This is a genomic window from Streptomyces sp. NPDC088354, from assembly GCF_044753585.1.
Classification (GTDB): domain Bacteria; phylum Actinomycetota; class Actinomycetes; order Streptomycetales; family Streptomycetaceae; genus Actinacidiphila.
The window spans coordinates 98,069-122,280 of the sequence record NZ_JBIVNJ010000012.1 but is presented as its reverse complement, the minus strand read 5'-3'; the positions used below and the strand labels follow the sequence as shown (position 1 = coordinate 122,280).

Genomic DNA, 24,212 nt, shown 5'->3' with positions numbered 1-24,212 from the left:
CCCACTTCTTCCCCGACCGGGGGACGTGGGGCGGGCGGGGGCGGGGTCCTCTCGGCGTCCTCCTGACGGCCCCTCGGCGGGGGCCGGACGCGGGTGCGACGCGGGCGGGGCGTCGGGCCCGACGCGTGCCCGACGCCCCGGGAAACCCTGTACACGGTCACCCCCTGCGTACTGGTAAGGTTTCACCCGTCACCGCCACGGCGGACGACACGCCCCCGTAGCTCAGGGGATAGAGCAACGGCCTCCGGAGCCGTGTGCGCAGGTTCGAATCCTGCCGGGGGCACCTCGCACGAGGTGCCAAAAGACCCCGCCACCAGCCAAGACGCTGAGTGCGGGGTCTTTGCGTATGCGCAGGCGTATGCCGTCGAAAGTGGCCGTAGGACGGGGTCTGTGGACAGTACGTGGACAGGATCTTGAGGCGTCGACCCAGGTCAGCCCGCGAAAACGGCGAAGGCCCCCGGACGGCCGACCGCCGCACGCGCTTCTGCCACTCGCGGTGTGAGTTCAGAGCGAGGCAGAACAGGTCGGACGCGGCACCAGTACGTGGACACGCTGGCCGAGATGGTCTCTGTGGTGAGCACGATGCACAGTCAGTCGCTCGGCCACGTGCCGAGAGCCCGGGCAAGCCGATCGCTCTGCTCACGACTGATGCCTTGGGCAAGTCGTATTCCGTACCGGGGGCTTCCCGGTTCATCGCAGTAGAGAATGCCAGCAAAGGGTTCTTGGCCGCCGGAGAGCGGGGACAGACCCGGCAGGCTCCATGTTGCTGGCTCCCACAATGAATGTTCCGACACCAGAGCTTCGGCGACCGACGGGGCCGTATCCACCGCGGCTCCCACCTGAATGAGAGCGTCGCGAACTACGTCGGAAGCGTCGACAGGAAGGTCCGCGTCGCCAAGCGCCGGCAGGAGGAGGAGCAGGCGGGCGCTCGGATCCTGCACTCCGGGGGCGGCCGGATCAGGCGTGCGGGCGATATGGGTCAGTTCAGGCCAGGACAAGCCAGGGCCGGCTTGGTGTCCATCGGCCGTGGCGAGGTGGCCGCGGCGGCCCCAGGCGGGATGCGTGATGAAGTACTCCATCCCTGCGTCCTCGGCAAAATTACGTGCCAGCACTACGGCGCAGTGGCCGTCGCCAAAGGGGATCCGAAAGACCGGCCAGTGCTCCTCGTCGGACAATGCCCCGTACGCAGCGTCGGCATCAGCCTCGTCCGCGCCGAACCATGCAGGATCCGGCTCGTCGCCCTCGTCCGTCTCGCAAAGCCACAGCAGATAGGCGGCCCAAAAGCCCGGCCGGGAAAGCAACTCCTCCCCGGCAACAAGCGGGTCGTCTTCGTATCCGTCGATCACCATGCCCCCAGCCTGCCAGCTACCTCCGACAACCCATGCGCCCCCGGGGGCCAAGGGCACGCCGGGCGCGACTGCCTGTCAGGGCGCACAAACGCCAGAGCCCCTGGAGGGGGCGGGTTCCAGGGGCACTGGCGCAGGCAGTGAATTTCACTCGTACTCGCGGAATAGGTCCTCGATCCGGCGGTTCGCGACCTCCTGCCGCCCGTCGATGCATTTGGCGTACCGGCTGAGCAGCACCTCCACGCTGTTGCCCGCTCGTTCGGCGACCTCCGTGGCGTCCACGCCGGCGTTCAGCCACGTCGACAGCGCCGAGTGCCGCAGGTCGTACGGGCGGCGTGCGAGGGGCGACGCCGCCACGGCCGGAGGCAGGGCCAGTAGCCGAGCCTCCTGCCAGGCCCGGTAGTAGGAGGACGAGGAGACCACTCCCCCGCCCTCGCTGAAGAACAGGCGCCCGTCGCCGGCGGTCCCGAAGGTGTCGAGGTGTTCCCGGAAGATGGCCACGAGCTGTGGGGGAATCGGCACCCGCCGCACGTCCTCCGCCGGCCGGTTCTTCAAACCGCGGTCGTCGTGGCTCTCCCCCGAATCGGTCCACTGCTTGCCGACGCTGGGGCGCGTGCGGTGGAGCAGGGCGGAGCCCCAGCCGGACGGGGGCAGGGTGAGATCACTCTCGGCGAGTCCGACCGCTTCGGCCGGGCGCAGGCCCCCGAAGTACATTGCGGCGAAGAGACCGACCAGGCGCCGGCCGCGAGCACGACGGTAGCCGCCGATGTATGACACGGCGCACAACATGGCCCGGGCCTGGTGAGGGTTGGCGACGACCCGAGGGTCTACCTCGCTGGAAACCTTGGGCTTTTGCCACCGGACGCCGGAGAGCGGATTCTCTGGAAACTCCCCCAGGTCGACCGCGTAATGCATGGCGTTGACGAGAGTTCGTCGCTTCCGGCGCACGGTCTCAGCGGCCGCCGAGGTACCGTCCAATTTGAGCTTGAGCGAATCGAGCACGGCACGGCCGATCACTGGGTCCCCGAGATCGGCCAGCGGGCGCGATGCCTTGGACACCCAGTGCAGCGCGTTGGCGATCTCCGGTGACAGTTCCCGATCATTCGGCCCCGGCAGAACGAAGGCCCAGTTCCGCAGGGCCTTGCGGAGCAGTTCCTCCGGAGGCCTGCCGAGACGGTCATCCAGAAGCGCCACGGTCACCGCCGCCAGCGATTCATTGATCCCGACACGCGTATTCGGCGCGGCGTGCGGCCACTTCATGGCCAGGTACTTGAGCGCGAAGTCGTACCAGGTCAGCGTGGGCTTCTTCGCAGCCATGGACCCAGGGAGACCGCAGTCAGCATCGAACTCTTCACCGTCGTGGGCGGCCCGCAGAATCTTGGAGCGAAAATTCTCGGCGAGACCTTTGGTCCGGAACGTATCGGAGAAGACCTGGCCACCCACGGACCAGCGCACGTTGTAGGACGGTGTCTTGGTGTTCCGCTTGCGAACAGCCCACACCTTCACGTCGAGAGACTTCATGCGGCAGCCCCCTCCAGTCGGCGCAGCCACGCCATGAAGTCACTGCGCCAGACCCGGAGCTCCCCATTGGGCAGCTTGAAAGCGTCAGGACCCTGCCCCAGTTCACGCCAGCGGTAGAACGTACGGCGTGAGACTCCTCCCAACTCGGCAAGAATCTGCGGAACGGTCATCAATTCGTCTTTCACGCTGCGGCTCCTTCCAGGGCGAGTTGGTCGTGCAGGGCATCGCGTGCGGTTTCGCGGTTGAGCTGGATGTCCCGGGCGATGGACGCGGCGAGGGCGGATTCGCCGGGGGTGTGGCCGTGGCCGGCGTATTGCCAGTCGGCCAGGACCAGGACGGTGTCCGGCTCGATGGGCTCCAGGCCGAGGTCCGCGTGTTCTTGGGCCGCGCGGTAGTCGGCGCGTTCCTGGCGCAGCGCGCCGAGGGTGGTGGAGTAGGCGCGGGATTTGGTGGAGAAGTGGCCGCGGAAGCCGAGCATGTGTGCCCAGGCCCACAGGCGTCGGTCGGGGTAGAGGTCGTCGAGGTCGCGGCAGGCTTGGATGAGGCGGCGGGCGTGGTCGGGCACCTGGTGGCGGTCGAGTTCAGCGAGTTCGCCTATGCGGCGGTCGAGGGTGCCGGTGTTCTCGGCTGCTTTGGTGGCGTACTTGGCGACGTAGGAGGCGACCGCCTGCTCGGTGATGTCCGAGCCGTCCCCGAACGCCTTGACCGGTCGGACGTCGAGCTGGGCACCCCAGCGGAACGTACGGGCGGGTTGGTCGCCGGCGGCGGGGACGCTGACGCTCGTGTAGCCGTGGTGTGCGGCGGCACGGATCGCGTCAGTGAGCAGCTGCACGGTGGCCCAGGACGGAGGCTCTGTGTCAGGACCTTCGGGGCCATCGAGACGAATGACGGCGTGGAAGTGCACGGCGCCACGCTTTTGGAACTCGGCGACCTTCCCGAAGGAGACCCGCAGGACCTCGCGCATGGCCCTCTGTGTGAGGCCGGCGCGGGCGGCAATCTCGCGGCGGAGCCGGTTGGTGAACCGCTGCCACAACTGCCCAGCGTGGTTGTTGAACAGCACCGCCCCCGCGTAGTCGTAGGTCCCCGGGTCGAGCGCGGTCCCCAAGGCGGAATCGTCGGCGGGGTGCTGGTTGCCGCAGCGGCAGCGGCCGGTGTCGGGCCGGTTGTGCACGCGCCCGAACGACGGCGCGGTAAGGGTGGCGAAGACCCGCGGATGGTCCCGCACCGTGCTGGGGATGTCGCGGCGCTGGTCTCCGGCGAGGCCGGCGCGGATGAGGTGGTAGGTGTCACCCGCGTAGGTCCAGGCGCAGGCCGGGCAGCGTGACGCGCGGCGGTTGCCGCAGGCGATGCGGAGGCGTCCGCCGGGTTCGTTCTCGGTGGAGTAGTGGTGCAGGGTCTCGCCGCTCACCTTGTCTTTGGTGAGGGTCCAGCCGGTCAGGTGGATGGGGTCGGAGCAGCCGCCGGTGCGGCGGATCTGTTCTTCCCAGCGGTGGAAGTCCGGGGCGCCGGCCACCCGCAGGAGGTCTGCGAGGGTGGTCGGGTCCAGGCCCGCCGCGGTGGCGGTGTCGGTCATGCGCGGCCCCGTTCCAGCGCGGTGCCGGTGATGGCTTCGACGAGGGCGGAGACGAGGACTTCGGCGACGGGGGGTGTGACGGCGTTGCCGTACTGGCGGACCTTCTCCCGCTTGTTGCCGAGGACGGCGTAGGTGTCGGGGAAGGCCATCCCGCGGCCGATCTCGCCGGGCTCCAGCATCCGGAACAGCACCGCGTCCAGGTCGACGGCGGGGCCGTTGACGAGGGCGTAGCGGTCGCGGGTGGTGAGGGTGCCGACGGGCTCGCGGACGGTGTGGGCGGTGCCGGTGCCGTAGTAGGGGACGAGGAGGGTGTCCCAGTGGACGGGTTCGGGGGCGGTGACCAGGCCGTGGTGGTTGCCGGAGGCGGTGACGGTGGCGAGGGCGTCGGTGACGGGGCGGGCGTCGGAGGAGCCGCCGCGCAGTTCGGTGATGAACGGCAGCCAGGCCAGGCCGGTTTCGTTGCGGGCGGTCTGGGTGCGCAGCGGGTCGCCAGCGGGGGCAGCTTGCTTGCCTTCCCTGCCCTCCACTGGCACCAGAAGAGGCGGCACCGCCAGGGCGTCGTTCTCCCGGGTGGTGCGGGTAGGCATCGGTTCGGTGACCGGGGCGGGGTCGGTGCGCCAGGTCCCGCCGGCCGGGACGGTGACGGGGAGGGCGTAGCGGTCCAGGCCTGCTTGGATGCGGGCGAGGGTCTTCGGCGAGAGGCCCTTGGGGCGGTCGGCGATGGGGGTGCCGGGGCGGGTCCAGTCGATCGCCACCGCGGCCGGCAGGACACCAGGTTCCAGGACCGAGTTCCGGCAAGCTGCCCGGGGGCAGCGGTACACGTACTGCTGGCGGTAGCGGCCCATGTCCCGCTGCGGGTTCTTGAACGACTGCACCGCGCTCACGGTCTGCTCGCACCGCGGGCACCAGGCCTGTGGGCGGAGCCAGCGGTCCCAGTCCGGGTCGCGGCCCAGATCGGTGCGCCAGTAGGCGAGGTAGAGGCGGTCGCGGGACTGCGGTGCGGGGGTCGAGCGGACCGGGCGGGCGTGCATGGAGTTCAGTGCGATCAGCCGGGTGCGGTAGCCCAGGGCGCGGATGGCGGCGACCCATTCGGTCCACCGGTACCAGGCGCGGACGTCGATGACGTTCTCCACCACACCCGCGAGGACGGGCTTGCCGCGGGCGGCGCAGGCCTCCAGGTAGCGGGGGACGTCCCACATCAGGGCACGGGACCGGTCGGTCGCGGCGTCGGGGAGGGTGTCGCCGAACAGGTCGGGCTGGGCGTCGAAGTCGCGTCGCTTGCCCCGGGCGTTGGACCACTGCGGGCACTCCGGGGAGGCCCAGAACAAGTCAGCCGCAGGGAAGCGGGCGACGTCGGCGTCGTGCAGGTCGCCCAGGAAGTGATCCGCCCCGGGGAAATTCTTCGAGTGAGAGGCGATGGCCTTGTCCCAGTGGTTCGCGGCCAGCACCGGACGGACACCCGGGACGGCGGCGGCGCCGGAGGAGGAGCCGCCCGCACCGCAGAAGAAGTCGACGTAGGTCAGCACGACACACCCGCCCTCACCCAAGCCGGAACGGCGGCCGGCCGGGCCGTGCCGGAGCCGGAGCAGGTCGGGCAGCTGACACGGAGCGTGCCGCGGGAGCCGTCAGGCAGGCGGGTGCCGGTGGTGATGGCGACGACGGGGAAGCCGTCGCAGGCCGGGCAGATCCGCCGCGAGGTGCGTCCAGGGTGGGTCATGATGGGGGTTCCTTCCGGATCTCTGGTTCGGGCAGGGGCGTGGCTCCCGGGGCGGGCGATACTTGGCGGTTGAGACCGCCCCGGGAGCCGGTCAGCGCTGACGCTGGCCGTTGAGCATCGAGCGCAGAACGACGGCGCAGACGGCGACGGATGCGGCGGTGACGGCGACCGCCAGCAGCAGCGACACCAGGACCGTGCCGACGACGAGCACCACCGCGGTGCCGCCACCGACGAGCGTGATCAGGGCGCCCGGGGTGAGCTGTACGACGGGCCGGGACGACACCGGAGCCGGGGCCGCGGGGACGGGCGCGGCGGGGACGGGCGCGGCGGCCGGGGTCGGGGTGGACGGCACGATGGCGGTCGGCTCGACCGGGAGAGGCATCACGGTCCCGGTGGGTGTGGGGTTGGTGGGGATCTTCGGGCGGAGCATGAGCGGTCTCCCTACTTCTCGATGAGGGTGTCGATGACGGGGGCGAGGAGGCTGTCGGCGATGAGGTAGCCGCCGAGGAGCAGCACCAGGACGAGCCAGAGCGGCGGGCGGATGAGTTTGCAGCCGAGGTAGCCGACGACGATCAGGGCGAACCAGAGCGGGACTTCCACGGGCGGGTCTCCTATCGGGCCGTGCAGCGGTGGGTGCGGGCGGCCAGCTGGGCGGCTGACTGGCTGGAGTAGTCGGCGGACCAGCCGCAGCGGTCGTTGGTGCACACCGCGGCGTGCTTGGTGGCGCCGTGGCGGTCGCGGTGGGTGCCGATCTGCACGGGGCCGATCCGCATCACGGAGTGGAAGAAGTCGCGGGCGGGCATCGGGGTCAGTCCTCCTGTCCGGTGAAGTCGCCGGCGTGGTCGGTGAGCCATTGGCGGATCTCGGGGTGTTCGTCGTCGGTGGCCTGGTTGATCGCGTCCTCGCCTAGGCGCATGGCGTCCACCAGGCGGTGGTTCCGGGTGAGTTCGGCGGACCGTTCCAGGGCGGCGCGGATGTGCGGACGCATTGCGGTGTTCTCCTGTCAGGTGAGGTGGGCGGCGATGGCGTCGGCCAGCTGGGCGGGGACGCCGAGCCGGACGCGCAGGGTGTCGGTGTCGATCGGGGTCCCGGTGCGGGCGTGGTGGTCGTCGGCGACCTTGCGGGCGTGGGTAACCAGTGCGGCCGGGACCGCGGGAAGCGCCGTCGCAGCGGCGGGCTGCGAGGCAGGCAGAGCCGGGACGGGCTCGGCTGCCTCGACTGCGTCCGACACGGGCGCGGGCTCAGCGGCGCGTTCGAGGTGTGCCGCCGTCACGTCGGGGGCCGGGGCTTCCTGTCGTTTGGGGGCGGGGCTTGGGGAGTGGACGAGGAGAGTGCCGCCGAGGAAGGCCAGGGCGGGCCATCCGGCGACGAGGATGCTGAGCCAGTCGGGTACGTGGTCCAGGTCGAGGAGGCCGGCGGTGGCCACGTTGGCGCCGAGGGAGGCGGTCAGGGCCGTGGCGAACCAGAACCACGCGGCTCGCACCGGTTCACCGCTGGGACGGAGGGAGCGGAGCTTTCGCCAGGCGGCGACGAGGAGCAGGTCGACGCTGATGGGGTAGGCCCAGGCTTTCCAGCCGTCCTGTCCGGCTGCGGCTGCGAGGTCGTGCAGGTGGGCGAAGGACAGGGCACCGGCGATCACGGCCTGTACGAGGACGGCGTCCACGCGGAGCTTGGGCATCGTCGGTCTCCTTCCTGTTTTCGGCATCGGAGGGGTAGGGACGTGGCGCGAGGCGGTCGCGTCGGCCGTTGGGGCGGGGAGGGATCAGGCAGCGGCCGGGGCCGGTGTCTTGGCGGGCGGTGCCGTCACCCGGGTGAGGTGGGCATCCAGGGCGGGCCGGAACGGGGCCAGTTCAGGGAGGTCCGGGGTGCGGTCGGCGTGCCGGTTGCAGGCGTTGACGGCCTCGCGCAGCGTGGTGTGGGGGGTGCGGATGCGGGCCCATCCGCCGGTGGAGTCGCCGGTGACGGCGATGCCGGGGGTGTCGGGGCGGATTTGGATGGCGGCGAGGACGGCGTCGGGGGCGATGTCGCCGAAGGCCATGTTCGCGGAGGGTTCGTCGTTGACGCGGTGGGCGGTGCGGCCGGTGAGCTGGGCGCGGAGCATGGTGATGCCCTTGCCGAGTTCGGAGCCGAAGCGCTGTCCGCAGATTTCCAGGTAGATGCCGGCGGCGCGGCCGAGCTGGGCGAGGCGGGCCAGGTCGGTGATGATGCGGTCGCGGCGCTTTTCTTCGTCTTTGGTGGTGAACAGGGCGAGTTCGGCGACCTCGTCGACCAGGACCACGATCGGGGTCGGGCGCAGGTGGTCGGGCAGGTCCCAGATGTCGGCGGCGATCTCCGCATCGGGGACGTCGGCGGTGATCCGCTGTTCGGCGCGGATGAGCTGGTAGACGGCCTCCATGCGGTCGATGAGGGCGTCGAGGAGGTCGGCGGCGGTGTCGGGGTTGTCGGCCAGGGCAGAGAACCGGCGGGCCAGCGGGAACAGCTCCACACCTTGCTTGCAGTCGATGCCGACCAGGGCGACGTCCTGCGCTGCCAGTTCGGCGACCAGGTTCCGTTGGTACACCGACTTTCCGGACTTGGTGGCGCCGAGGGTCAGGGCGTGGGGGACGGTGCGGTAGTCGCGGTAGTGGACGGCGCCGTCTTCCCGCAGGGCGACCGGGACCCGCATCGGGGTGCGGTCGATCTTCGCGGGCATCTGCACCCGCTTGAGGACGTCGTATCCGGTCATCCGCAGCTCCACGACGCCCGAGCGCAGCTCGCGCGAGGTGACGCCGTACATGCCGAAGGAGTGCCGAAGTCGGTCGCAGGAGGCGGCGACGTCGAAGGCGTCCTGCCCCGGGCGCAGTCCTAACCGCACCACCAGGCCGGTGCGGGTGGGGCGCAGTCGCAGGATGCGCGGGGCCCGCGAGGTGGGGGCGGGGCGGTTGGTGGCCCGCGCGAGGGCCATGCGCCAGCGGGACGGCGGCACGGTCAGCCCGCACGCCTCCATGACCGTGGTGTAGCGGACGAGGACCCGCAGGACAGCGAGGGTGACGCCGAAGGTCAGCCAGTACCAGGCGGGACGCCGCCACCGCAGAACCAGCGCGGTGGCGACGACCAGCAGCAGCGCGACCGTGAAGCGGGTCATGGCTCAGGCCGCCTTCGCGGCGCCGGCGGCGAGCGAGGTGACCGCGACGGCGCGGAAGCTGATGCCGTGGCGGCGCTGGCCGTTGAACTCGTTCTCCCACGGCCGGGCGATCAGACCGGTGATCGCGACCGGGGTGCCCATCACCAGCTCGCCGGAGATACCGGGCTCCGGGACGGACACCGACAGGATCTCGACCTCGCCGTTCGCCGCGAACATCACGTCCACGGTCATCATCGTCGCGCCGGTCTCGGCGTCCGTAGCGATCTCGCCCGTGCGACGGTCGCGGACCTTGGGCTGGGGCGGCTGCGCGACCATCACGGTGGCGGCGGAGGTGTCGACGGGGATCTGACGCACAGAAGATCACTCCTCTATAGAGGCTTCAACTCGGTCACTCATGTATAGGAGTGACATGAAGAAGAGTGCCCGACTCCTATACATGAGTCAACCCGCCGCGAAGAAGAAATCACGGCGGGCTGTACGGAGTTGAGCGAGCGTCAGTCGACGGCAGGGATGCGGTAGGTGAAAACGAACTGGTCAGCGGCCATGACCGTGTCGCACGCCTCCACCACCCGGCCGTCCACGGTGACCGCGTTCCGGATGAGGTGGATCACCGGTGCACCAGGACTGAGCGCCAGTTCCGACGACTCCGCCTTGGACGCCGGCCGGGCCTGCAAGGTCTCGACGTACTCGGCGAACTCGTGCCCGTGGTCTTCCAGCCGGGCGTAGATGCCACCGCCGCCCGGGTTCTCGGCGAACAGCTCGGGGATGTCCTTCGCCACGTCCCACGGCAGGTACGAGGTGGCTGTCTCAACCGGGGTGCCGTTGCGGAAGTAGAGCCGCCGCCGGGCCAGCACCTTGGCGCCTACCTCCACACCGAGCCGCTCGGCGATGTCCTCGGGGGCCTCCACGGGGCCGATGTAGAGAACGCTGACCTTCGCTTCGGCACCGGACTGCTCGGACTCGGCCAGGTACGCGGCCTTGCCACCCCGGCGGAGCGAGCGGCGAAAGCGGTCCGACGACCGATGCCGCACAGGCGGGCGGTCCTTGACCGTCGAACCCTTGCCGTGGCGCGTCTCCACCAGGCCGCTCGCGCGGACCTCCGTCATCGCCCTGCGGATCGTGCCACCGGAGACGCCGTAGCGGTCCATCAGTTCCGACTCGCTCGGCACCGTGTCGCCGGGCTTGAGAACGCCCTGCCGGATCTGCAGAACGATCTCATCGGCGATCTCCACATACCGAGGCACCGACTTCTCCCCTCCTACCGCGGTTCCCATAGTCCTTCTCAGCCTCCTATGCTCCTGTACATGAGTAAATCGCAGGGGCCCGCACCGACGCCAGCGCTGCACTCGGTATCCGTAGCCGGAGCCGTAGTACGCGAGGACGGCCGGCTCCTGGCGATCCGCCGAGCAGACAACGGCACTTGGGAGCTCCCCGGCGGCGTCCTGGAACTGCACGAGACCCCCGAAGCCGGCGTCAGCCGCGAGGTCTGGGAAGAGACCGGCATCCACGTCGAGGTCGACCAACTCACCGGCGTCTACAAGAACACCACCCGCGGCATCGTCGCCCTGGTCTTCCGCTGCAAGCCCTCCGGCGGCACCGAACGCACCTCCGACGAGTCCACAGCCGTCGACTGGCTCACGCCCGAAGAAGTCGCAGACCGAATGGCCGAGGTCTTCGCGGTCCGGCTCCTGGATGCCCTGGACAGCAACGGCCCACACGTCCGCAGCCACGACGGCAAGCGCCTGACCTCTGCGTAGGGCCAAGGTCCTCCGCCCAACGGCGGTGTCTCGGGGCTTACCGTGCTCCCATGACAGACCTCAGAGTTACCTACGACCGGCAGGCGAACGCGGCGTACGTGTACTTCTCGGATCCGGCAGTCAAAGTGGCACGCTGCTATCCCTGCGATCCCGTCGCCGTGGATGGAATGATCAACCTCGACTTCGACGACCAGGGGTGTCTCGTTGGCATCGAGGTCTTGGACGCCAGCTCGAAGCTGCCCGGCCACTTGCTCAGCGCCGCAGAGCGCATCGACCATGAGGCAACCTGAGCCGCACCCGCGGAGATCACGTTCCGTCAGGTATAGCCCGCAGTTGACCGCTGCCAAGCTGCAGTCGAAGCCACACTGTCAACGATCAACCGAGACAGGACACGTGCGCCTGGCCTCGGCGCGGTAAGACTTTCTCTACTTCATCAAGGCACCCGGCGTCGCTGACGCTCCGCCGGGCGCGCGGCCGACGTCCGGCCGCGCCCACGCTCCTGTCTTCGCCCCGCTCGGCGCGCCGTCCGCCACCGCGCGCACGCAGGGATAGACCAGGGGCCATGAGGTTGGAACCGCGGTGGCTGGGGCGGCCGGCGCGCCGATGCTTTAGGCAGCCACCATGGGGCGAGCCTCGAAGATCGGGGCCCACATCGGGCCTTAGCGGGCAGGTCAACAGACCGCCCGAGTCGCCGCAAGCTTACGGGCCCCGATCCCTCGCCCCATGGCAGCTCCAGCCCAAAGCCTCTCTACGCCACCCGTTCGACCGCTGGTTCGAGATCGCCGCGTACGTCAAAACGGGACGTCAACAGACCGTCACAACGCGCGAGTTGGGTCTTGGCGCTCGGACTCTCAATCTGGTTCACTTCACTTATTTGTAGACGTTGTCACAGTCCCACGACAGGGGCGACACACTGCCGCGCTGCCTAGGGCGCAGGAAGGAGCTCCTCATGAGTGGTCCCTCACTGCAGGAGGCATCCGCAACCGGGCCGCGCGCTCACCGCCGCGAGCATCCCCTCAGACAGGCCAACCTGGACCGCGAATTGGCTCAACAGCTCAGGCGACGGGCTGCGACTACACCAGACTTCTGGACCTTCGAAGGTGAGGCGGAGCGGGAACATGGACACGGGCTGTTCGCATACCCGGCGATGATGGTTCCACAACTGCAGGGCGCACTCCTAGAAGACCTACTCACGGTTGATCCAGACGTCTCAAACGTCTACGACCCTTTCATGGGTTCGGGGACTGTTCTCTTGGAATCAATCCGGCGAGGTCTCTCATTTACGGGCCGCGACGTGAATCCACTCGCGGTACTGATCTCAAAGGTCAAGTCGAACTCCTATGACCTCGCGCTTCTCCATTCGTCAGCTGAACACGTTTTGGAAAGAGCTAGCAGCGATCGACGACAAGCGATCGCCGTGGATTTCCACAACCGCGATAAGTGGTTCCGAACAGACGTATCGATCGAGCTCTCCAGGCTGCGCCGCGCCATCCAGCAGCTACCTGAGGATTTGATCAGGCAGGCACTTTGGGTAACCTTCGCAGAGACCATCCGACTGGTGAGCAATAGTCGTACATCAACAGTCAAACTGCACGCTTACGACGAAACGGAAACCGCGAATAGAAGCATTGACGTTTTTGGCACCTTTTCTAGGGTATTGCGTCAACACTGCGACCGCCTTGCCGCCCAGTCACTCGCAATCGCCGAAGGCCGGAAACGAAATCCAACATTTTTTGTGCACTGCGAGAGAGCGGACGCCCGCGACCATCCCCATAGTCCTCTAACAAAATCCGATGTCATAATGACGTCACCCCCGTACGGCGATAACATCACGACTGTCACATACGGCCAGCACAGCTATCTTCCATTGCAGTGGATCGACCATTCCGACGTCCCCGGCTTCTCAATGGAGCTTCTGAGGTACACGCGCTCTATCGATAGCGCCAGCCTCGGCGGCGTCCTTAAGGGGGCTCTGGAGAACACTGAGCATCTACGCTCCCGATCCAGCTCCTTCGGAATGTGTCTGGATGCTCTTGCCGATCGCCCCAGGAATGCACAATTGCGCCTCGTCGCCTTCTTTAACGACCTGGATGCCGCACTGGGGTCGATGTTGATGAATTTGCGATCCGAGGGTTGGATGTTTTGGACACTGGGCGAGCGTCGCATCAGTGGCGTAGTGGTACCGACCGTGGCGATAGTTCGAGATCTCCTAGCAGATAGAGGGGCGCGCCACGTAGAAACGCTAGAGCGTAAGATCCCAAAGAGTTCCAAGCGAATGGCCGCCCGCAATGCCAGGGTGGAAACCATGACCTCAGAGAGCATCCTGGTGATGCAAGGTCCCGCCGGCGACCATCCTCAAGAGGGGGACCTGTGACATCCAACGGACACTTCGCCAGTGACGGCCAGAGCCAAGAGGTACATCTAGACGTACACCCCTCGGTCGTTTTCAAGCTTGGCGAAGATCTAATCTCTGATTCTATGCAAGCTCTCGCCGAGCTTGTAAAGAACTCCTACGACGCCGATGCAACTCGCGCCCGCGTGACCATTTGGACTGGCCTTCCCCAAGATCGATCTGATCCAACAATTGAAGATCGGTCATTCTTGAGGGTGGAGGACAACGGCTCAGGAATGGATGTCGATGACATAATTCGCGGTTGGCTCACGATCAGCAACTCGCGAAAACGCGAAATGAAGCTTGCTGGCAGGGAAACCCGCATGGGACGTACACCCCTCGGCGACAAGGGACTTGGCCGTCTTGGAGCCCAGCGATTGGGCCAAGTTATTGAGATCATTACTCGGCCGATCGGTTCTGACGAAGAACATCAGATCACTATCGATTGGGAGTCCTTCAACAACCAAGGATCGCTCTCGTCTGTACCCCTGCGACTCATCAGCCGGCCATCAGATCGTAAACACGGCACCACTCTGACCATCTATAACCTACGGGAACCCGAGCAATGGATGACCTCTGCCAGCGATGGCCAATCCTTGCAACGAGAACTTTCAGTACTTATCTCTCCCTACGGAAAGACGCGCGGGTTCCGAGTTTTCCTCACCATCGATGACGCCCCAGTTGACCTCTACTCGCTATCTACGAAGGTTCGAGAAGCCGCCGACTACAGATTCGAGATCGACTATCACGAGGACGTTCTGAATATTCATGGCGTCCTCAAACTCGACCTTTTGGCGCCACCTCAAGGCGCTTATGATGACAGGCTACTTTTCCAGCGCCTAATCATGGATGACGCCGGCAAGTCATTCTGGAAATGGCTACAGGTAAATCGTTCACACCACGTAGATACCTACGGATGGGAACCGGCTGAGGACAACCGTTACTTTCTCGCTTTTCATCATACCGAACGGCTCAGTTCTATTGGAGGGGTAGCCACAGCCGAAGGCCACGCGGCGGACCCCGGCCCCTTTACGGGTGAGATTGATTCGCTGGATCTAGGAGCCGATACACTTCAGACATTCAACAGCCGATCGGAGTTCCGATCGTATGTCAAAAACCTCAGCGGGATTCGGGTCTACCGCGATGGGTTCGGGATTCGGATGGATGGAGACTGGCTCGGTCTGCGAAAGGCTTCGACTAGCGGTGCATCCTACTATTCTCTCAAGCCCGAGAATACACTTGGGTTTGTTGACATCACGGCTAAGAACAACTCTCAGCTAACCGAGACTACCGATCGCGAAGGATTCGCCGACACACCAGCCTATCGAAATTTTCGCCTTCTTCTGCAAACTTGGCGTGGCTTCGCCGACAAGCTGCAGGAAGCCCTGCGTCGTTCCTACAATGCTTACAGGGCAGAGTTTCGAGCGGCTGAGGCTAGGGTCGAACCTGGGGCAGACGCCGAGCTACTTCTCCAACGTGTCGACCAGCGAATCACAACCGTTGTACGGGCAAGGCATCAACTCAACTCGTTGCGGGCCGGCTCACGTGCCACGGTTGAGAATGCAAATCGCGTTCGCGAAGAGCTTGATGGCGATCAAGCATCTTTCGCCAGCATGGCCATGTCCCCTGACATTGCCTCGGCATTGGACGGAATAAACCGCGCACACGAGCGAGCAAATTCGGCAGTTAGCGAAATAGAGGAACTTCTTGACTCCTTGGAGGCTGAGCGCGCTGTAATCCAACTTCTGCGCGACCAGGCGGAGCAAGTACGCGAACAGCTCACGCTCACGTGGGAGACCGTTTCGCTGGGCCTAACTGCGGAAGCTATCTCACATGAGGTAGCGACTATCGCCGAAGGAATCACCGTACGCACTGGGCAAATCAAGCGGCACGTGCAGGTGGCCGGCGCAATGGATCAGCGGATGGCCGCCTACTTTCAGTTCATGCAATCGACGAGCAGCGCTCTGAAGCGCCAGCTCGCACATCTTAATCCTTCCCTTCGCTACATGCGAGAACGAAGGGAAAAAATCGGTTTGAGCACATTCTGTGCCGAGGTAGCGGAATACTACAGGGCCAGGTGGATGTCAGGCCCTCTGACTATCGAGGTCGACGAGACAGTCGACGACTTCTCAGTGTCAGTCAACAAGGGGAAGCTGACGCAGATCTTCGATAATTTGATCCTGAATAGCGAGTATTGGCTTCTCCACGACAGACGTCTGGGATTGGTAGCCTCTCCGACGGTGCGAATCCAGATCCGCGCTCCGTTCGTACTCGTGAGTGACAACGGGCAAGGAATTAACCCTGTTGTCGAGCGCACCCTTTTCGAACCATTCGTTTCATCAAAGGGCCGCGGCGAGGGTCGAGGACTGGGGTTGTACGTTATCACCCAGTTGCTCGATTCGGAACACTGCTCAGTTTCACTTACGCCTCAAAGAAACGAACAGGGGCGTCTATATACATTTGCACTCGACCTGGGGGGTATGCGTGTCAACTGAGACCTTCGTGAATTTGGGAGAAGATGCAGCTTCAGACGAAGATGGCTCGCTGGCGACTGCTGCGCGGGAAAAGTCTCCGCTGGAAAGCGTTGAAGAAGCAAAGAAGGCGGCTCAGGAGCTCATAGCCCTGGCCAACATTCAGCGTATCGTCTGCGTCGACGACTACTACAGCATCACCACGGATGATGTTTTCGAGGTGGTGGCTGCAATCGAGCGGGAGAGTCTAGATCGCGAAATTCTCTTGACGATGGCTACCTCACACCCCGATCTTGCGGAGCTCTCAGAGGAAGACCTCCCAGCGGATCTAGCAGCTGAAATCGTTCGCGGTGCCTGGGAGACTCTGGACGTCGACGCTCGCTCTGAAATATCGACGCTCGTTAGAAACCACCTCGGGCCCCAAGCAATCGACGCTGACGCTCCCCCTAACGAGGACGCCAACGCGATGGTCATGCTCCGTAACCTCTTGGCGGATCCTCCGGAGTTTCTAACTCTAACGTTGGATGAGTGGCGCCAGCAAAGCGCAGGCCTGCTGGGAGATGACATCTCCACCCTGCTGCTCTTCGACAGAGGGTTCGAGCGAGAGGGTGCCTCGGACACTGCCGGCGAAGCGGAAATTCAGCGTGTCCTGCAGGGAGATCACCCCCATTGGCGAGTAGCCCTCCTCACTCACACCGTTACGAACCCTGACGAGGAGATTGAAGCATGGCGACACCTTAGTGCGGAGTTCGCCGTCGATGCTGCCAAATTCCTTGTTATCGCCAAGGGACATCTCTCCAGAGAGCCGGGTCGTTTCCCAGCCATGTTGAAACTAACGCTCCTGGTCCCCGCGCTTGAGAGAATGCAGGAGATTGTAGCAAATGCCATTCGCGATACATGGTCCCATGCCTTGGAGCAGGTTCAGGCGAAAGATCCGTACACTCTAGAAACAGCCCTGAACGGCAATCGTCACTTGGATGGAACGTGGGGGCCAGACACGCTCCTGAGGTTGATTTCTGCATTTACTCAGGACCGAGTTCTAGCCTCACTTCGTCGCGATCCAGAGCTACACCGACACAACAGTGCGATCCTCAGCCTTAACACCGTCAATATGCCCCTACAGCGGGACCAAACGCGGATTAAGGCAGAGCTGGCCGAGATGCAACGCATGGAGTTCTTCAAGGAATCGGAGCACCTCTCGGAGCTTCACCTACCGCTTGAGGTCGGCGACATATTCCAGGTTCGAAAATTTACCGTGGAGCCAGCTTCCTTCGAAGCGAACCGTTCCAGTTCTACCCTGCGTCGGGACGATATCCCTCAGGCTGCACCTTCGAAGTACTACATGCTTCTTGGGCAACCATGCGATCTCTCCGTCCGCCACGACGGTAGTCGAGCTAACGACCTTGAATACCTGCGACTGGCACCCATCCGACTTCTGTCGCCCGAGGTCTCAGTCCGCGCAGGAGGTGGGAGCAGTCACGCATTCGAGCTCCCGTTTTTTGATGCGGCAACTGGCGCTGGAGTTCAAGTCGAGCTAAATCGAGTGCGCATAGTTGCCGCGAACGCGCTCGATTTCTGCGTCTTCGGCAAGGGGGGCACTTCTTCGCTTAGCGCAAAAGATACTTGCCCCGATACGGCAATTCCCGCTTGGGCTGGAAGATTTAAGGATCTCCAGAAATGGGTATCCAAGACTGTCGCGCAGTACGAAAGGATGACGCCGCACAAAATTCCCGGCAAGGGTGCGAACGCTGTGACTGTTGCGCTGACGCAGTCCGGGACCATGCCCGGGCTTTCGTCGCTCATCTCGATCTCGAACCAGGAGGTACACTTCGGGATCACCCGCGTGGGCCGGTTGAGGGAACCGTATCGTGCTGCGGTACTGACGCGTCTCGCGCAACGTGACTCACGGGATGCATTTGAAGTCGATCTGGTCGACTAAAATCGGTACCCATTTCATGGCACCGTCTCACGGGCTGCCTGGCCACCTGCACGTCTAGGTGACCGGCAGCCCTCGTGGACGATCTGTGGACGCGTCTCAGTGCTGCTCCACGCCCTGGTCACTTGACCTGCTGCGACGCCTGGGGCGCCGACGGCCTCCGGAGCCGTGTGAGCAGGTTGGTGCCCTGTCGGGGCACTCCCAGCCCGAACGGCGTGATCAATGCGCTGACCCTAGGTGGCCCGAGGCCGGTCCAGTGGGCCTTCGGCAGTGCGTCGTCTGCAGTCCGCGAGAGCGCGGTCGACCTCGTCATGTTCGTCGCCGCCGGCCTGGAGCAGCAGGTCACCGGCGGCGGACAGGGCCGCCCAGAATTCCGCGGGCCTGGCTCGCTCGCGGTGGGGCACCTTCCGTGCCAGCAGCAGGAAGGCCTCGGTCAGTTCTCCCTTGGCGAAGCGGCGGGAGAGGGAAAGCGCGTGACCGCTGGGGATACCACCCAGCGCCCCAGCGGCCGTGCTCAGTAGGCGTTTGATCTCCGTACCACGCTCATCGAGCGGCCGAGGGACGTCGAACAGCCCCACTGTGTCCAGGACTTCACCGCACAAGTCCTCCTCACCCGGATGGAATTCCGCGGCGAGGGCCGCCACGCCGGCGCGGCCGAGTCGCTGCTCCACGTCCGGGGCCGGCATCCCCAGTGCCAGGCAGACGGCCCGAGCCGAGGCGTTCCAGTCGCCGGTCTCCGCTGCGAGGTCGGCGAACGCGGCGACCGGTGCGTGCCCCGCCTCCAGCAATTCGTGCGCCGATCTCAGCAGAGCGCTTTCCACAGCGGTCACTCCGTCCCCCCGTCCGCCAAGATCCCCCGGGATCCGCTACCCGCACGGTCGCGACCACGACCGGCCGCGACACCCAGTCTGCACTGGCCACAGCACCATGTGAGGCTCGACGTCAGCCGCCGTCGACGCGTCGCCAAGGTCCCCGCAGGTTCAAGTGGTGCTGTCGATCCTTGGGGCTCGACAGCACGAAGCGACGCGCGATCTGGTCACCCGCCCATGACTTCTTCCGTCCTCCCTCTGCTGTCGCTCACGCCCGTCCGCTCCGCCGGACGCCACAGCGATGTCCTATCCGACTGCTTGGATACCCGGCATGACGGACTGGACGAACCTTCACCACGCCTACGGCACAGCGGAAGACATCCCCGGCCTGCTTGCCGGCGCGAGCCCGAGTCCGGACGCCCCTCAGTGGAACGACCTCTGGTCCCGGCTGTGCCATCAGGGCACCGTCTACTCGGCGAGCTACGCGGCCCTGCCCGCACTGACGCGGATGGCGCGTCAGTGGTCACCTTCGGACCGACAAATGCCGCTCTGCCTTGCCGGCGCCATTGTCGCCAGCACGGATCAACCGTACGGCGACGCGGATCCCCGAGCGACGTACGCCCGCGAGATGTCCGACCTGATGAAGCTGACCGAAGAATCCCTCCGGGATCCGGAACTCGCCGGCGATCCCATGTACGTCGACTTGCTTGCCGCGCTGCTCAGCTTCGAGGGCGTCGAGGTCTGGGGCGAATGGCTGGACGGGCTGAACGACGGGGAGTACGAGGTGCCCTGTCCCGCCTGCGGCTCGGAGAACTTCATCGTCTTCGGGGAGTACGGCTACTTCTCGACCACCGACAGCATGTACATGGACCAGACCGCGGCAAGAAGGCTGCCGCTACAGCCGCAGGCCCCCTCAGCCATGGAGGGGCTCGGGCAACGGCTGCACGCCCGCGCCATCGCGGACGGCCGTCCCGATATCGCCCACAAGCTGACCTACGTATTCGGCGCCGCGCGCTGCGCCGACTGTGATGCGGTCTTCGGCGTCGACGAAGCCATCGTCGCGCATTGGGGGTGACGGCCGCGCCCAACAGGGCAACTGGTGCCGGGATCGGACCGGAACTCCCCTCTCTCCCAGGTGAGACGGGTAGGCGCGCCGCAAGGCGCGGCCGGCCGTGAATCCGATTGCCGTTCCGGGGGCGACCGCGCATCCTGCTGGGGTGCGATTTTCGATCAACCTCCCCAACTTCGGCGACTTCGCCGACCCCCGGAACGTCGCGGTCGTAGCGCTCGCCGCCGAACAGGCGGGCTGGGACGGGGTCTTCGTCTGGGACCACATCCTGCATCGGCGGCACCAGGGGCGTCCCTTCGGGGACCCCTGGATCCTGCTGACCGCGGCCGCGCTGGCGACCTCCCGGATCCGGCTGGGCACCCTGCTGACGCCGGTTCCCCGGTACCGTCCGCAGCAACTCGCCCGCCAGGTGGCCACCCTGGACCACCTCAGTGGCGGCCGGATGATCTTCGCCGCGGGCCTGGGCGGTCCGATCGACGAGGAATACGGCAGCTTCGGCGACGCCACCGATCCGCGCCTCCTCGCCGAGCGCCTGGACGAGGGGCTGGAACTGCTGGGGCGCTTCTGGTCCGGCGAGCCCGTGAACCACCGCGGCCGGCACTACGAGGTCCGGGACGTGACGCTCCTGCCCCCCACCGTCCAGCGGCCCGGTCCGCCCGTGTGGATCGGCGGCTTCTGGCCGCGACGTGCGCCGATGCGGCGGGCAGCGCGGTGGGACGGCGCGGTGCCGCTGTTCGAGACGGCACGGCATGGCCAAGTGCCCGATGTGGCCGAGGTGCAGGAACTGGTCAGCTACGTACGCAAGCACCGTTCGGTGGGCGTCGAGCGCCCCTTCGAGTTCGTGCTCGGCGGTGCCACCCCCGCGGACGCCGCGAAAGCCAGGGACGTGATCGGTCCGCTGCACGACGCCGGCGCCACCTGGTGGGACGAGCGGCAGGTCCAGAGCGGCCCGGACCTGGATCGTCTGCTCCCGGTGCTGCGCCGCATCGAGGCGGGACCACCCGTGGTCCGATGAGCCGTTCCCGGTGCACCCAGGGAAGGGATGCACGTCAGGGGCATCAGGGTGATGCTGAAAGGGGGCTTCCATCCGAGATCGACGGGAGATCCCAGGATGGACGCGGCCAAGGCTGAGCTGTACGCCATGGACCTCACTGATGCGGACTGGGTCACGAGCAGCTACAGCAACCGGTGGGACAAGATGTGTGTGGAGGTCTCGGACCTCGGCGGCGGAGCGGTTGCGGTCCGCGATTCACGTCACCGGGAAACGCCGCCGCTGCGATTCACCGCGGAGGAGTGGGCGGCGTTCCGACTGGGCATGCGCGACGGCGAATGCGGCTAGAGACCTTCAAAGGTGGGGGTGACCCGCAGGGGTTGGCGCGGGAGCCGTGGGTCGTGCGGGGTGTTCGCACACCCATCTCGGCTCCGCGGTCATCGCGCGCGCAACCGTGTCGGCCCCCGCCCGCACGGTTGCGTCCAGAGAAGTGGTGTACGGGTTCCCACTCGATCCGGGTGGTGCTCGCGCGCCGGAGTGAGGGCCGGGATATAGAGGCGGGTGCTGCCCGTCGACGAAACCCTGCGGGTGCCCGGACTCGTCGCTGCCACGCCGGACTGCCTCTCCTCACCGGCCGGCTTCCTCAGCTCCGAAGGCGTCGGATCCCCTGTGCCGTGTGCCAATCGGGGAGCACGGCTGGGAGCCTGCCGCCGCAGGCGCCGGCCGCCTCCTCCCGTGGCGTTGCGGACGGCCGTCCCGAAGCCGACCTGCCGTCTTCGGCGCCGCGCGGTGCGTCCGTGCCTGAGCCGCCACCGGCACCCCGGCCCTGACCCGCCGCCGAGCGTGCCGCTTCCGTCGCGCCCGCACCTCAGCGCACAGACCGTGGGGCACCTCACATCACCGGCACAGCGGGCATCGGGCCGGGTCGCAACCGTTCCCATGCCGACGGGCTGCAGCCGTGCGACCAGCGGATCCGCCGGGCTGCCCAGGCTGTGCGCATCGCGCCCCGCAGGGACATAGAGCCTCGAATCGGACCAAGCAGTGACAAGTGACACAGCGGCAATCGCTTGCCCCATGGACGACCTCGGAGTGAGATCGCGGTCAACGGCCGAACGTGGTCTAGTCCACTACGAGGAGCATCTATGCGCAGGATTCATGCGCGGCGGCGCACTGCGGTTGCCGCAGCCTGGATCACCAGCCTCACCAGTTTCGCGACAGCAGCGACGCTTCTGTCCGGTTCCGCCGCCGTCGCCGCACCCGTGCCACCGGCGCAGGGAGCCAAGCCCGCGCCGGCGGCCGGGCAGCAGTCGAAGAGCGCGGCCCACAACCTGATGACCACGGCGGAGTGCCGCGCGAAGTGGCGGATCGGCTGCTACTCCGCGACCCAGTACCGCCAGGCGTACGACCTCAACCCGCTCTACCGGGCAGGAATCACCGGCAAGGGGCGCACGATCGTGATCGTGGATCCGTTCGGCTCGCCGACCGTCCAGAAGGACCTGGACGTCTACAGCGCCCGGTTCGGCATGAAGAGCACCCACGTCGACGTGGTCAAGTGGGGCAAGGTCCCGCGCTTCGATCCCACCGACGCCGACCAGCTCGCCTGGGCCGGGGAGACCACCCTCGACGTGGAGATGGCGCACGCCGTCGCCCCGGACGCGCACATCGTCCTGGCGGAGACCGCGGTCGGCGGGATCGGGGAGGGCACCACCGGCCTGCGGGAGGTCATGGACGCCGAGAAGTCGCTGATCGACCGCGGCGTGGGCGATGTGATCAGCCAGAGCTGGGGCGTGGCGGAGAACAGCTTCCCCGGCTTCCGCCAGGGTGACTTCTCCAGCATCGAGAACCTGCGGTACGCCTTCAAGGACGCGCACCGGCACGGTGTGACCGTCGTCGCCGCCTCCGGCGACAGCGGAGCCACCGACACCACCCCGAACGGCAAGGACCACTATCCGTACCGGGTCAACGCCTGGCCGACCGCCGACCCCCTGGTGGTCTCGGTCGGCGGCACCCAGCTGCACCTGGACGCCAAGGGCGACCGCATCGCGCCGGACAGCGTGTACAACGACGCCGGCGCCGGTGGCGGCGGCCTGTCCCACGTCTTCGCCCGTCCCTCGTACCAGAACGGGGTGGCGCAGGTCGGCGGCCACCGCGGCACTCCGGACCTCTCCATGTCCGCCTCGCTGAAGGGCGGCGCATGGGTGTACTCCAGCTACGACCCGAAGCGGGTCGGCTGGGACGTCTACGTCGGCACCAGTGAGGCCAGCCCCCTCTTCGCGGGCATCGTGGCCCTGGCCGACCAGGCCGCCGGGCACCGGCTGGGCGACATCCACCAGGCGCTGTACTCGCTGTACGCGCAGTCCTCGCGGAACCCGTCCACCGGGATCGTGGACGTCAAGGACGGCACGAACAACAGCTTCGCGGGGGTCCCCGGCTACACCGCGGCGAAGGGCTACGACCTGGCGACCGGCGTCGGAACGATCGACGCGGCCCGCTTCGTCCCGGCCCTCGCCCAGCGGGGCTGACGGCACCCTGTCCCCGAGGCGCGGGGCCCGGCAGACCGCTGCCGGGCCCCGCGCCTCGCCCATCCGGCAGGGAATCCCCAGGTGGGGTGGTGCTCAGTGGACGACGGCGATCAGGTAGCGTCCCGCGCGATGTGATCAATGGGGAGGGGTGCGCATCGTGAAGTCCGGTCGGCGAAGACTGGCCGCCGCAGGAGCGGCGGCGCTGGTGACGGGGGCGCTTGTGACCGGGTGCGGGCCGCATGCCCACGCCGGCAGGGTCGGCAAGGTGCAGCGTGTCGAGCCCGGATTCGGGGGCGAGGAGTTCTCTTCGGCCCTGTCGTTCCGCTACGTAGGCGACTCGGGTGTGAACGAGACGATGAATCAGCAGCTGGAGATCGTCAACGTGGCCGCGGAGTCGCTGGTTCCCGTCCTGAGTTTCCAAGCCGTGGACAGGAACGATCACGTGCTCCCACAGGTCAAGGTGAGCACGGTGTACGGCAGCGACCGCGGCAATCTGGCGGTGCCGTACGGGGGGACCATCGACATCCTGCGGTTCTCGGGCCCGAGGATGCACGACGTGGCGGATGTCCGGGTGACGGTGCGAAGCGTGGCTGCCGCGCGGATCAACGCCGGACCGCACGAGGTGACGACGCAGGCGCTCGACCGCCATGGCCGCGAGATCAGCAAGTTCGAGCGATTCTCGGCAGTCAGGCTCACCAATGAGGACGACTTTCCTGTCGCCGTACGGATCGCGTACATCCTCTGGGACCAGCCTCCCAAGGGGGTCACGCAGCAAGCCGCCGAAGTCACGCCGATCGGCGGCCTGACCCGAGTGCCGGCGCACGGCAGCGCGGTCGTGCGCGTGACCGGGAAGGAAGCGGTCGCCGCGGTCGCACGCAATTCCGACGGCCCGGCGGTGAGCCTCAAGGCCTACAACTCGCAGTGAGCCTGGCGGGCTTGCGGTGCCTGCCTCCGCGCGACACCGCAAGCCCACCGGCTCATCGG

Annotated in this window: 25 protein-coding genes and 1 tRNA gene; 11 read left to right on the top strand and 15 right to left on the bottom strand. The window is 66.5% G+C overall.

Annotation, left to right across the window (positions count from 1 at the left end):
- Window positions 1-211 precede the first annotated feature (211 nt).
- Window positions 212-283, top strand: a tRNA-Arg gene (locus ACIP98_RS19920).
- Between the two features lie 307 nt (window positions 284-590).
- Here ACIP98_RS19920 and ACIP98_RS19915 read toward each other — a convergent pair.
- The 14 genes from ACIP98_RS19915 to ACIP98_RS19850 form a co-directional block, all read right to left on the bottom strand.
- Entirely contained in the window at window positions 591-1,349 is a 759-nt protein-coding gene (locus ACIP98_RS19915; protein ID WP_401977096.1) for a hypothetical protein, read from the bottom strand.
- A 144-nt stretch (window positions 1,350-1,493) separates the two neighbouring features.
- Complete coding sequence (locus ACIP98_RS19910) at window positions 1,494-2,867, bottom strand: tyrosine-type recombinase/integrase (RefSeq protein WP_401977095.1); 1,374 nt, start codon at window positions 2,865-2,867, stop codon at window positions 1,494-1,496.
- Window positions 2,864-3,037: a helix-turn-helix transcriptional regulator gene (locus ACIP98_RS19905; RefSeq protein ID WP_401977144.1), complete on the bottom strand. Its 174-nt coding sequence runs from the start codon at window positions 3,035-3,037 to the stop codon at window positions 2,864-2,866. Before ACIP98_RS19905 ends, ACIP98_RS19910 begins: the two co-directional genes overlap by 4 nt.
- 11 nt (window positions 3,038-3,048) lie before the next feature.
- Window positions 3,049-4,440 carry a replication initiator protein RepSA gene (repSA, locus tag ACIP98_RS19900; protein ID WP_401977094.1) on the bottom strand — a complete coding sequence of 464 codons (1,392 nt, stop codon included), beginning with the start codon at window positions 4,438-4,440 and terminating at the stop codon, window positions 3,049-3,051.
- The gene (locus ACIP98_RS19895; protein WP_401977092.1) at window positions 4,437-5,966 is read right to left on the bottom strand and encodes a DNA cytosine methyltransferase; all 1,530 of its coding nucleotides are present in this window, start codon (window positions 5,964-5,966) and stop codon (window positions 4,437-4,439) included. The genes repSA and ACIP98_RS19895 overlap by 4 nt, the downstream gene beginning before the upstream one ends.
- Window positions 5,960-6,157 carry a hypothetical protein gene (locus ACIP98_RS19890; protein ID WP_401977091.1) on the bottom strand — a complete coding sequence of 66 codons (198 nt, stop codon included), beginning with the start codon at window positions 6,155-6,157 and terminating at the stop codon, window positions 5,960-5,962. Before ACIP98_RS19890 ends, ACIP98_RS19895 begins: the two co-directional genes overlap by 7 nt.
- A 91-nt stretch (window positions 6,158-6,248) precedes the next feature.
- Window positions 6,249-6,587: a SpdD-like protein gene (locus ACIP98_RS19885; protein ID WP_401977090.1), complete on the bottom strand. Its 339-nt coding sequence runs from the start codon at window positions 6,585-6,587 to the stop codon at window positions 6,249-6,251.
- A gap of 11 nt (window positions 6,588-6,598) precedes the next feature.
- A complete protein-coding gene (locus ACIP98_RS19880; protein ID WP_401977088.1) occupies window positions 6,599-6,757 on the bottom strand; it encodes a hypothetical protein in 159 nt (52 codons plus the stop codon).
- 11 nt (window positions 6,758-6,768) lie between these two features.
- A complete protein-coding gene (locus tag ACIP98_RS19875) occupies window positions 6,769-6,960 on the bottom strand; it encodes a mobile element transfer protein (protein ID WP_391578489.1) in 192 nt (63 codons plus the stop codon).
- Between the two features lie 5 nt (window positions 6,961-6,965).
- The gene (locus ACIP98_RS19870) at window positions 6,966-7,145 is read right to left on the bottom strand and encodes a hypothetical protein (protein ID WP_360909918.1); all 180 of its coding nucleotides are present in this window, start codon (window positions 7,143-7,145) and stop codon (window positions 6,966-6,968) included.
- A gap of 15 nt (window positions 7,146-7,160) precedes the next feature.
- Complete coding sequence (locus ACIP98_RS19865) at window positions 7,161-7,835, bottom strand: DUF2637 domain-containing protein (RefSeq protein WP_401977086.1); 675 nt, start codon at window positions 7,833-7,835, stop codon at window positions 7,161-7,163.
- A gap of 84 nt (window positions 7,836-7,919) precedes the next feature.
- The gene (locus ACIP98_RS19860; protein ID WP_401977085.1) at window positions 7,920-9,281 is read right to left on the bottom strand and encodes an FtsK/SpoIIIE domain-containing protein; all 1,362 of its coding nucleotides are present in this window, start codon (window positions 9,279-9,281) and stop codon (window positions 7,920-7,922) included.
- A 3-nt stretch (window positions 9,282-9,284) separates the two neighbouring features.
- Window positions 9,285-9,635 carry a hypothetical protein gene (locus ACIP98_RS19855; RefSeq protein ID WP_401977083.1) on the bottom strand — a complete coding sequence of 117 codons (351 nt, stop codon included), beginning with the start codon at window positions 9,633-9,635 and terminating at the stop codon, window positions 9,285-9,287.
- 140 nt (window positions 9,636-9,775) lie between these two features.
- A complete protein-coding gene (locus ACIP98_RS19850) occupies window positions 9,776-10,555 on the bottom strand; it encodes a GntR family transcriptional regulator (protein WP_401977081.1) in 780 nt (259 codons plus the stop codon).
- A gap of 18 nt (window positions 10,556-10,573) precedes the next feature.
- Between ACIP98_RS19850 and ACIP98_RS19845 the strand changes: the two genes are divergently transcribed.
- The 5 genes from ACIP98_RS19845 (at window position 10,574) to ACIP98_RS19825 (ending at window position 17,840) form a co-directional block, all read left to right on the top strand.
- Window positions 10,574-11,038, top strand: coding sequence for an NUDIX hydrolase (locus tag ACIP98_RS19845; protein WP_401977080.1), 465 nt, complete (start codon window positions 10,574-10,576; stop codon window positions 11,036-11,038).
- Between the two features lie 50 nt (window positions 11,039-11,088).
- Complete coding sequence (locus ACIP98_RS19840) at window positions 11,089-11,328, top strand: DUF2283 domain-containing protein (RefSeq protein ID WP_401977079.1); 240 nt, start codon at window positions 11,089-11,091, stop codon at window positions 11,326-11,328.
- A gap of 659 nt (window positions 11,329-11,987) precedes the next feature.
- Complete coding sequence (locus ACIP98_RS19835; protein ID WP_401977078.1) at window positions 11,988-13,412, top strand: hypothetical protein; 1,425 nt, start codon at window positions 11,988-11,990, stop codon at window positions 13,410-13,412.
- Window positions 13,409-15,925, top strand: a complete 2,517-nt coding sequence (locus ACIP98_RS19830) for an ATP-binding protein (RefSeq protein WP_401977077.1) — start codon at window positions 13,409-13,411, stop codon at window positions 15,923-15,925. The genes ACIP98_RS19835 and ACIP98_RS19830 overlap by 4 nt, the downstream gene beginning before the upstream one ends.
- Window positions 15,915-17,840 carry a hypothetical protein gene (locus ACIP98_RS19825; RefSeq protein ID WP_401977076.1) on the top strand — a complete coding sequence of 642 codons (1,926 nt, stop codon included), beginning with the start codon at window positions 15,915-15,917 and terminating at the stop codon, window positions 17,838-17,840. The genes ACIP98_RS19830 and ACIP98_RS19825 overlap by 11 nt, the downstream gene beginning before the upstream one ends.
- Before the next feature lie 230 nt (window positions 17,841-18,070).
- On the opposite strand, the gene ACIP98_RS19820 is transcribed toward ACIP98_RS19825, so the two are convergent.
- Window positions 18,071-18,658 (bottom strand): hypothetical protein, encoded by a 588-nt coding sequence (locus ACIP98_RS19820; RefSeq protein ID WP_401977075.1) that lies wholly within the window; start codon window positions 18,656-18,658, stop codon window positions 18,071-18,073.
- A 319-nt stretch (window positions 18,659-18,977) separates the two neighbouring features.
- Here ACIP98_RS19820 and ACIP98_RS19815 point away from each other — a divergent pair, with 319 nt between their 5' ends.
- From ACIP98_RS19815 to ACIP98_RS19795, 5 genes are all read left to right on the top strand, one after another.
- The gene (locus ACIP98_RS19815) at window positions 18,978-19,721 is read left to right on the top strand and encodes a hypothetical protein (RefSeq protein ID WP_401977074.1); all 744 of its coding nucleotides are present in this window, start codon (window positions 18,978-18,980) and stop codon (window positions 19,719-19,721) included.
- Between the two features lie 142 nt (window positions 19,722-19,863).
- Window positions 19,864-20,730 carry an LLM class flavin-dependent oxidoreductase gene (locus tag ACIP98_RS19810; protein WP_319659992.1) on the top strand — a complete coding sequence of 289 codons (867 nt, stop codon included), beginning with the start codon at window positions 19,864-19,866 and terminating at the stop codon, window positions 20,728-20,730.
- 96 nt (window positions 20,731-20,826) lie between these two features.
- Window positions 20,827-21,054, top strand: a complete 228-nt coding sequence (locus ACIP98_RS19805) for a DUF397 domain-containing protein (RefSeq protein ID WP_401977072.1) — start codon at window positions 20,827-20,829, stop codon at window positions 21,052-21,054.
- A 794-nt stretch (window positions 21,055-21,848) separates the two neighbouring features.
- Complete coding sequence (locus ACIP98_RS19800; protein WP_319659994.1) at window positions 21,849-23,228, top strand: S53 family peptidase; 1,380 nt, start codon at window positions 21,849-21,851, stop codon at window positions 23,226-23,228.
- A 148-nt stretch (window positions 23,229-23,376) separates the two neighbouring features.
- On the top strand, window positions 23,377-24,153 hold the full coding sequence (locus tag ACIP98_RS19795) for a hypothetical protein (RefSeq protein ID WP_401977071.1): 777 nt from the start codon (window positions 23,377-23,379) through the stop codon (window positions 24,151-24,153).
- Window positions 24,154-24,212 lie beyond the last annotated feature (59 nt).

Coding starts and splice junctions, on each gene's coding strand:
- ACIP98_RS19850 (WP_401977081.1), bottom strand. CDS start 10,555: ATGGGAACCGCGGTAGGAGGGGAGAAGTCGGTGCCTCGGTATGTGGAG.
- ACIP98_RS19860 (WP_401977085.1), bottom strand. CDS start 9,281: ATGACCCGCTTCACGGTCGCGCTGCTGCTGGTCGTCGCCACCGCGCTG.
- repSA (WP_401977094.1), bottom strand. CDS start 4,440: ATGACCGACACCGCCACCGCGGCGGGCCTGGACCCGACCACCCTCGCA.
- ACIP98_RS19875 (WP_391578489.1), bottom strand. CDS start 6,960: ATGCCCGCCCGCGACTTCTTCCACTCCGTGATGCGGATCGGCCCCGTG.
- ACIP98_RS19890 (WP_401977091.1), bottom strand. CDS start 6,157: ATGACCCACCCTGGACGCACCTCGCGGCGGATCTGCCCGGCCTGCGAC.
- ACIP98_RS19865 (WP_401977086.1), bottom strand. CDS start 7,835: ATGCCCAAGCTCCGCGTGGACGCCGTCCTCGTACAGGCCGTGATCGCC.
- ACIP98_RS19805 (WP_401977072.1), top strand. CDS start 20,827: ATGGACGCGGCCAAGGCTGAGCTGTACGCCATGGACCTCACTGATGCG.
- ACIP98_RS19800 (WP_319659994.1), top strand. CDS start 21,849: ATGCGCAGGATTCATGCGCGGCGGCGCACTGCGGTTGCCGCAGCCTGG.
- ACIP98_RS19845 (WP_401977080.1), top strand. CDS start 10,574: ATGCTCCTGTACATGAGTAAATCGCAGGGGCCCGCACCGACGCCAGCG.
- ACIP98_RS19915 (WP_401977096.1), bottom strand. CDS start 1,349: ATGGTGATCGACGGATACGAAGACGACCCGCTTGTTGCCGGGGAGGAG.
- ACIP98_RS19905 (WP_401977144.1), bottom strand. CDS start 3,037: ATGACCGTTCCGCAGATTCTTGCCGAGTTGGGAGGAGTCTCACGCCGT.
- ACIP98_RS19870 (WP_360909918.1), bottom strand. CDS start 7,145: ATGCGTCCGCACATCCGCGCCGCCCTGGAACGGTCCGCCGAACTCACC.
- ACIP98_RS19835 (WP_401977078.1), top strand. CDS start 11,988: ATGAGTGGTCCCTCACTGCAGGAGGCATCCGCAACCGGGCCGCGCGCT.
- ACIP98_RS19885 (WP_401977090.1), bottom strand. CDS start 6,587: ATGCTCCGCCCGAAGATCCCCACCAACCCCACACCCACCGGGACCGTG.
- ACIP98_RS19910 (WP_401977095.1), bottom strand. CDS start 2,867: ATGAAGTCTCTCGACGTGAAGGTGTGGGCTGTTCGCAAGCGGAACACC.
- ACIP98_RS19815 (WP_401977074.1), top strand. CDS start 18,978: ATGACGGACTGGACGAACCTTCACCACGCCTACGGCACAGCGGAAGAC.
- ACIP98_RS19840 (WP_401977079.1), top strand. CDS start 11,089: ATGACAGACCTCAGAGTTACCTACGACCGGCAGGCGAACGCGGCGTAC.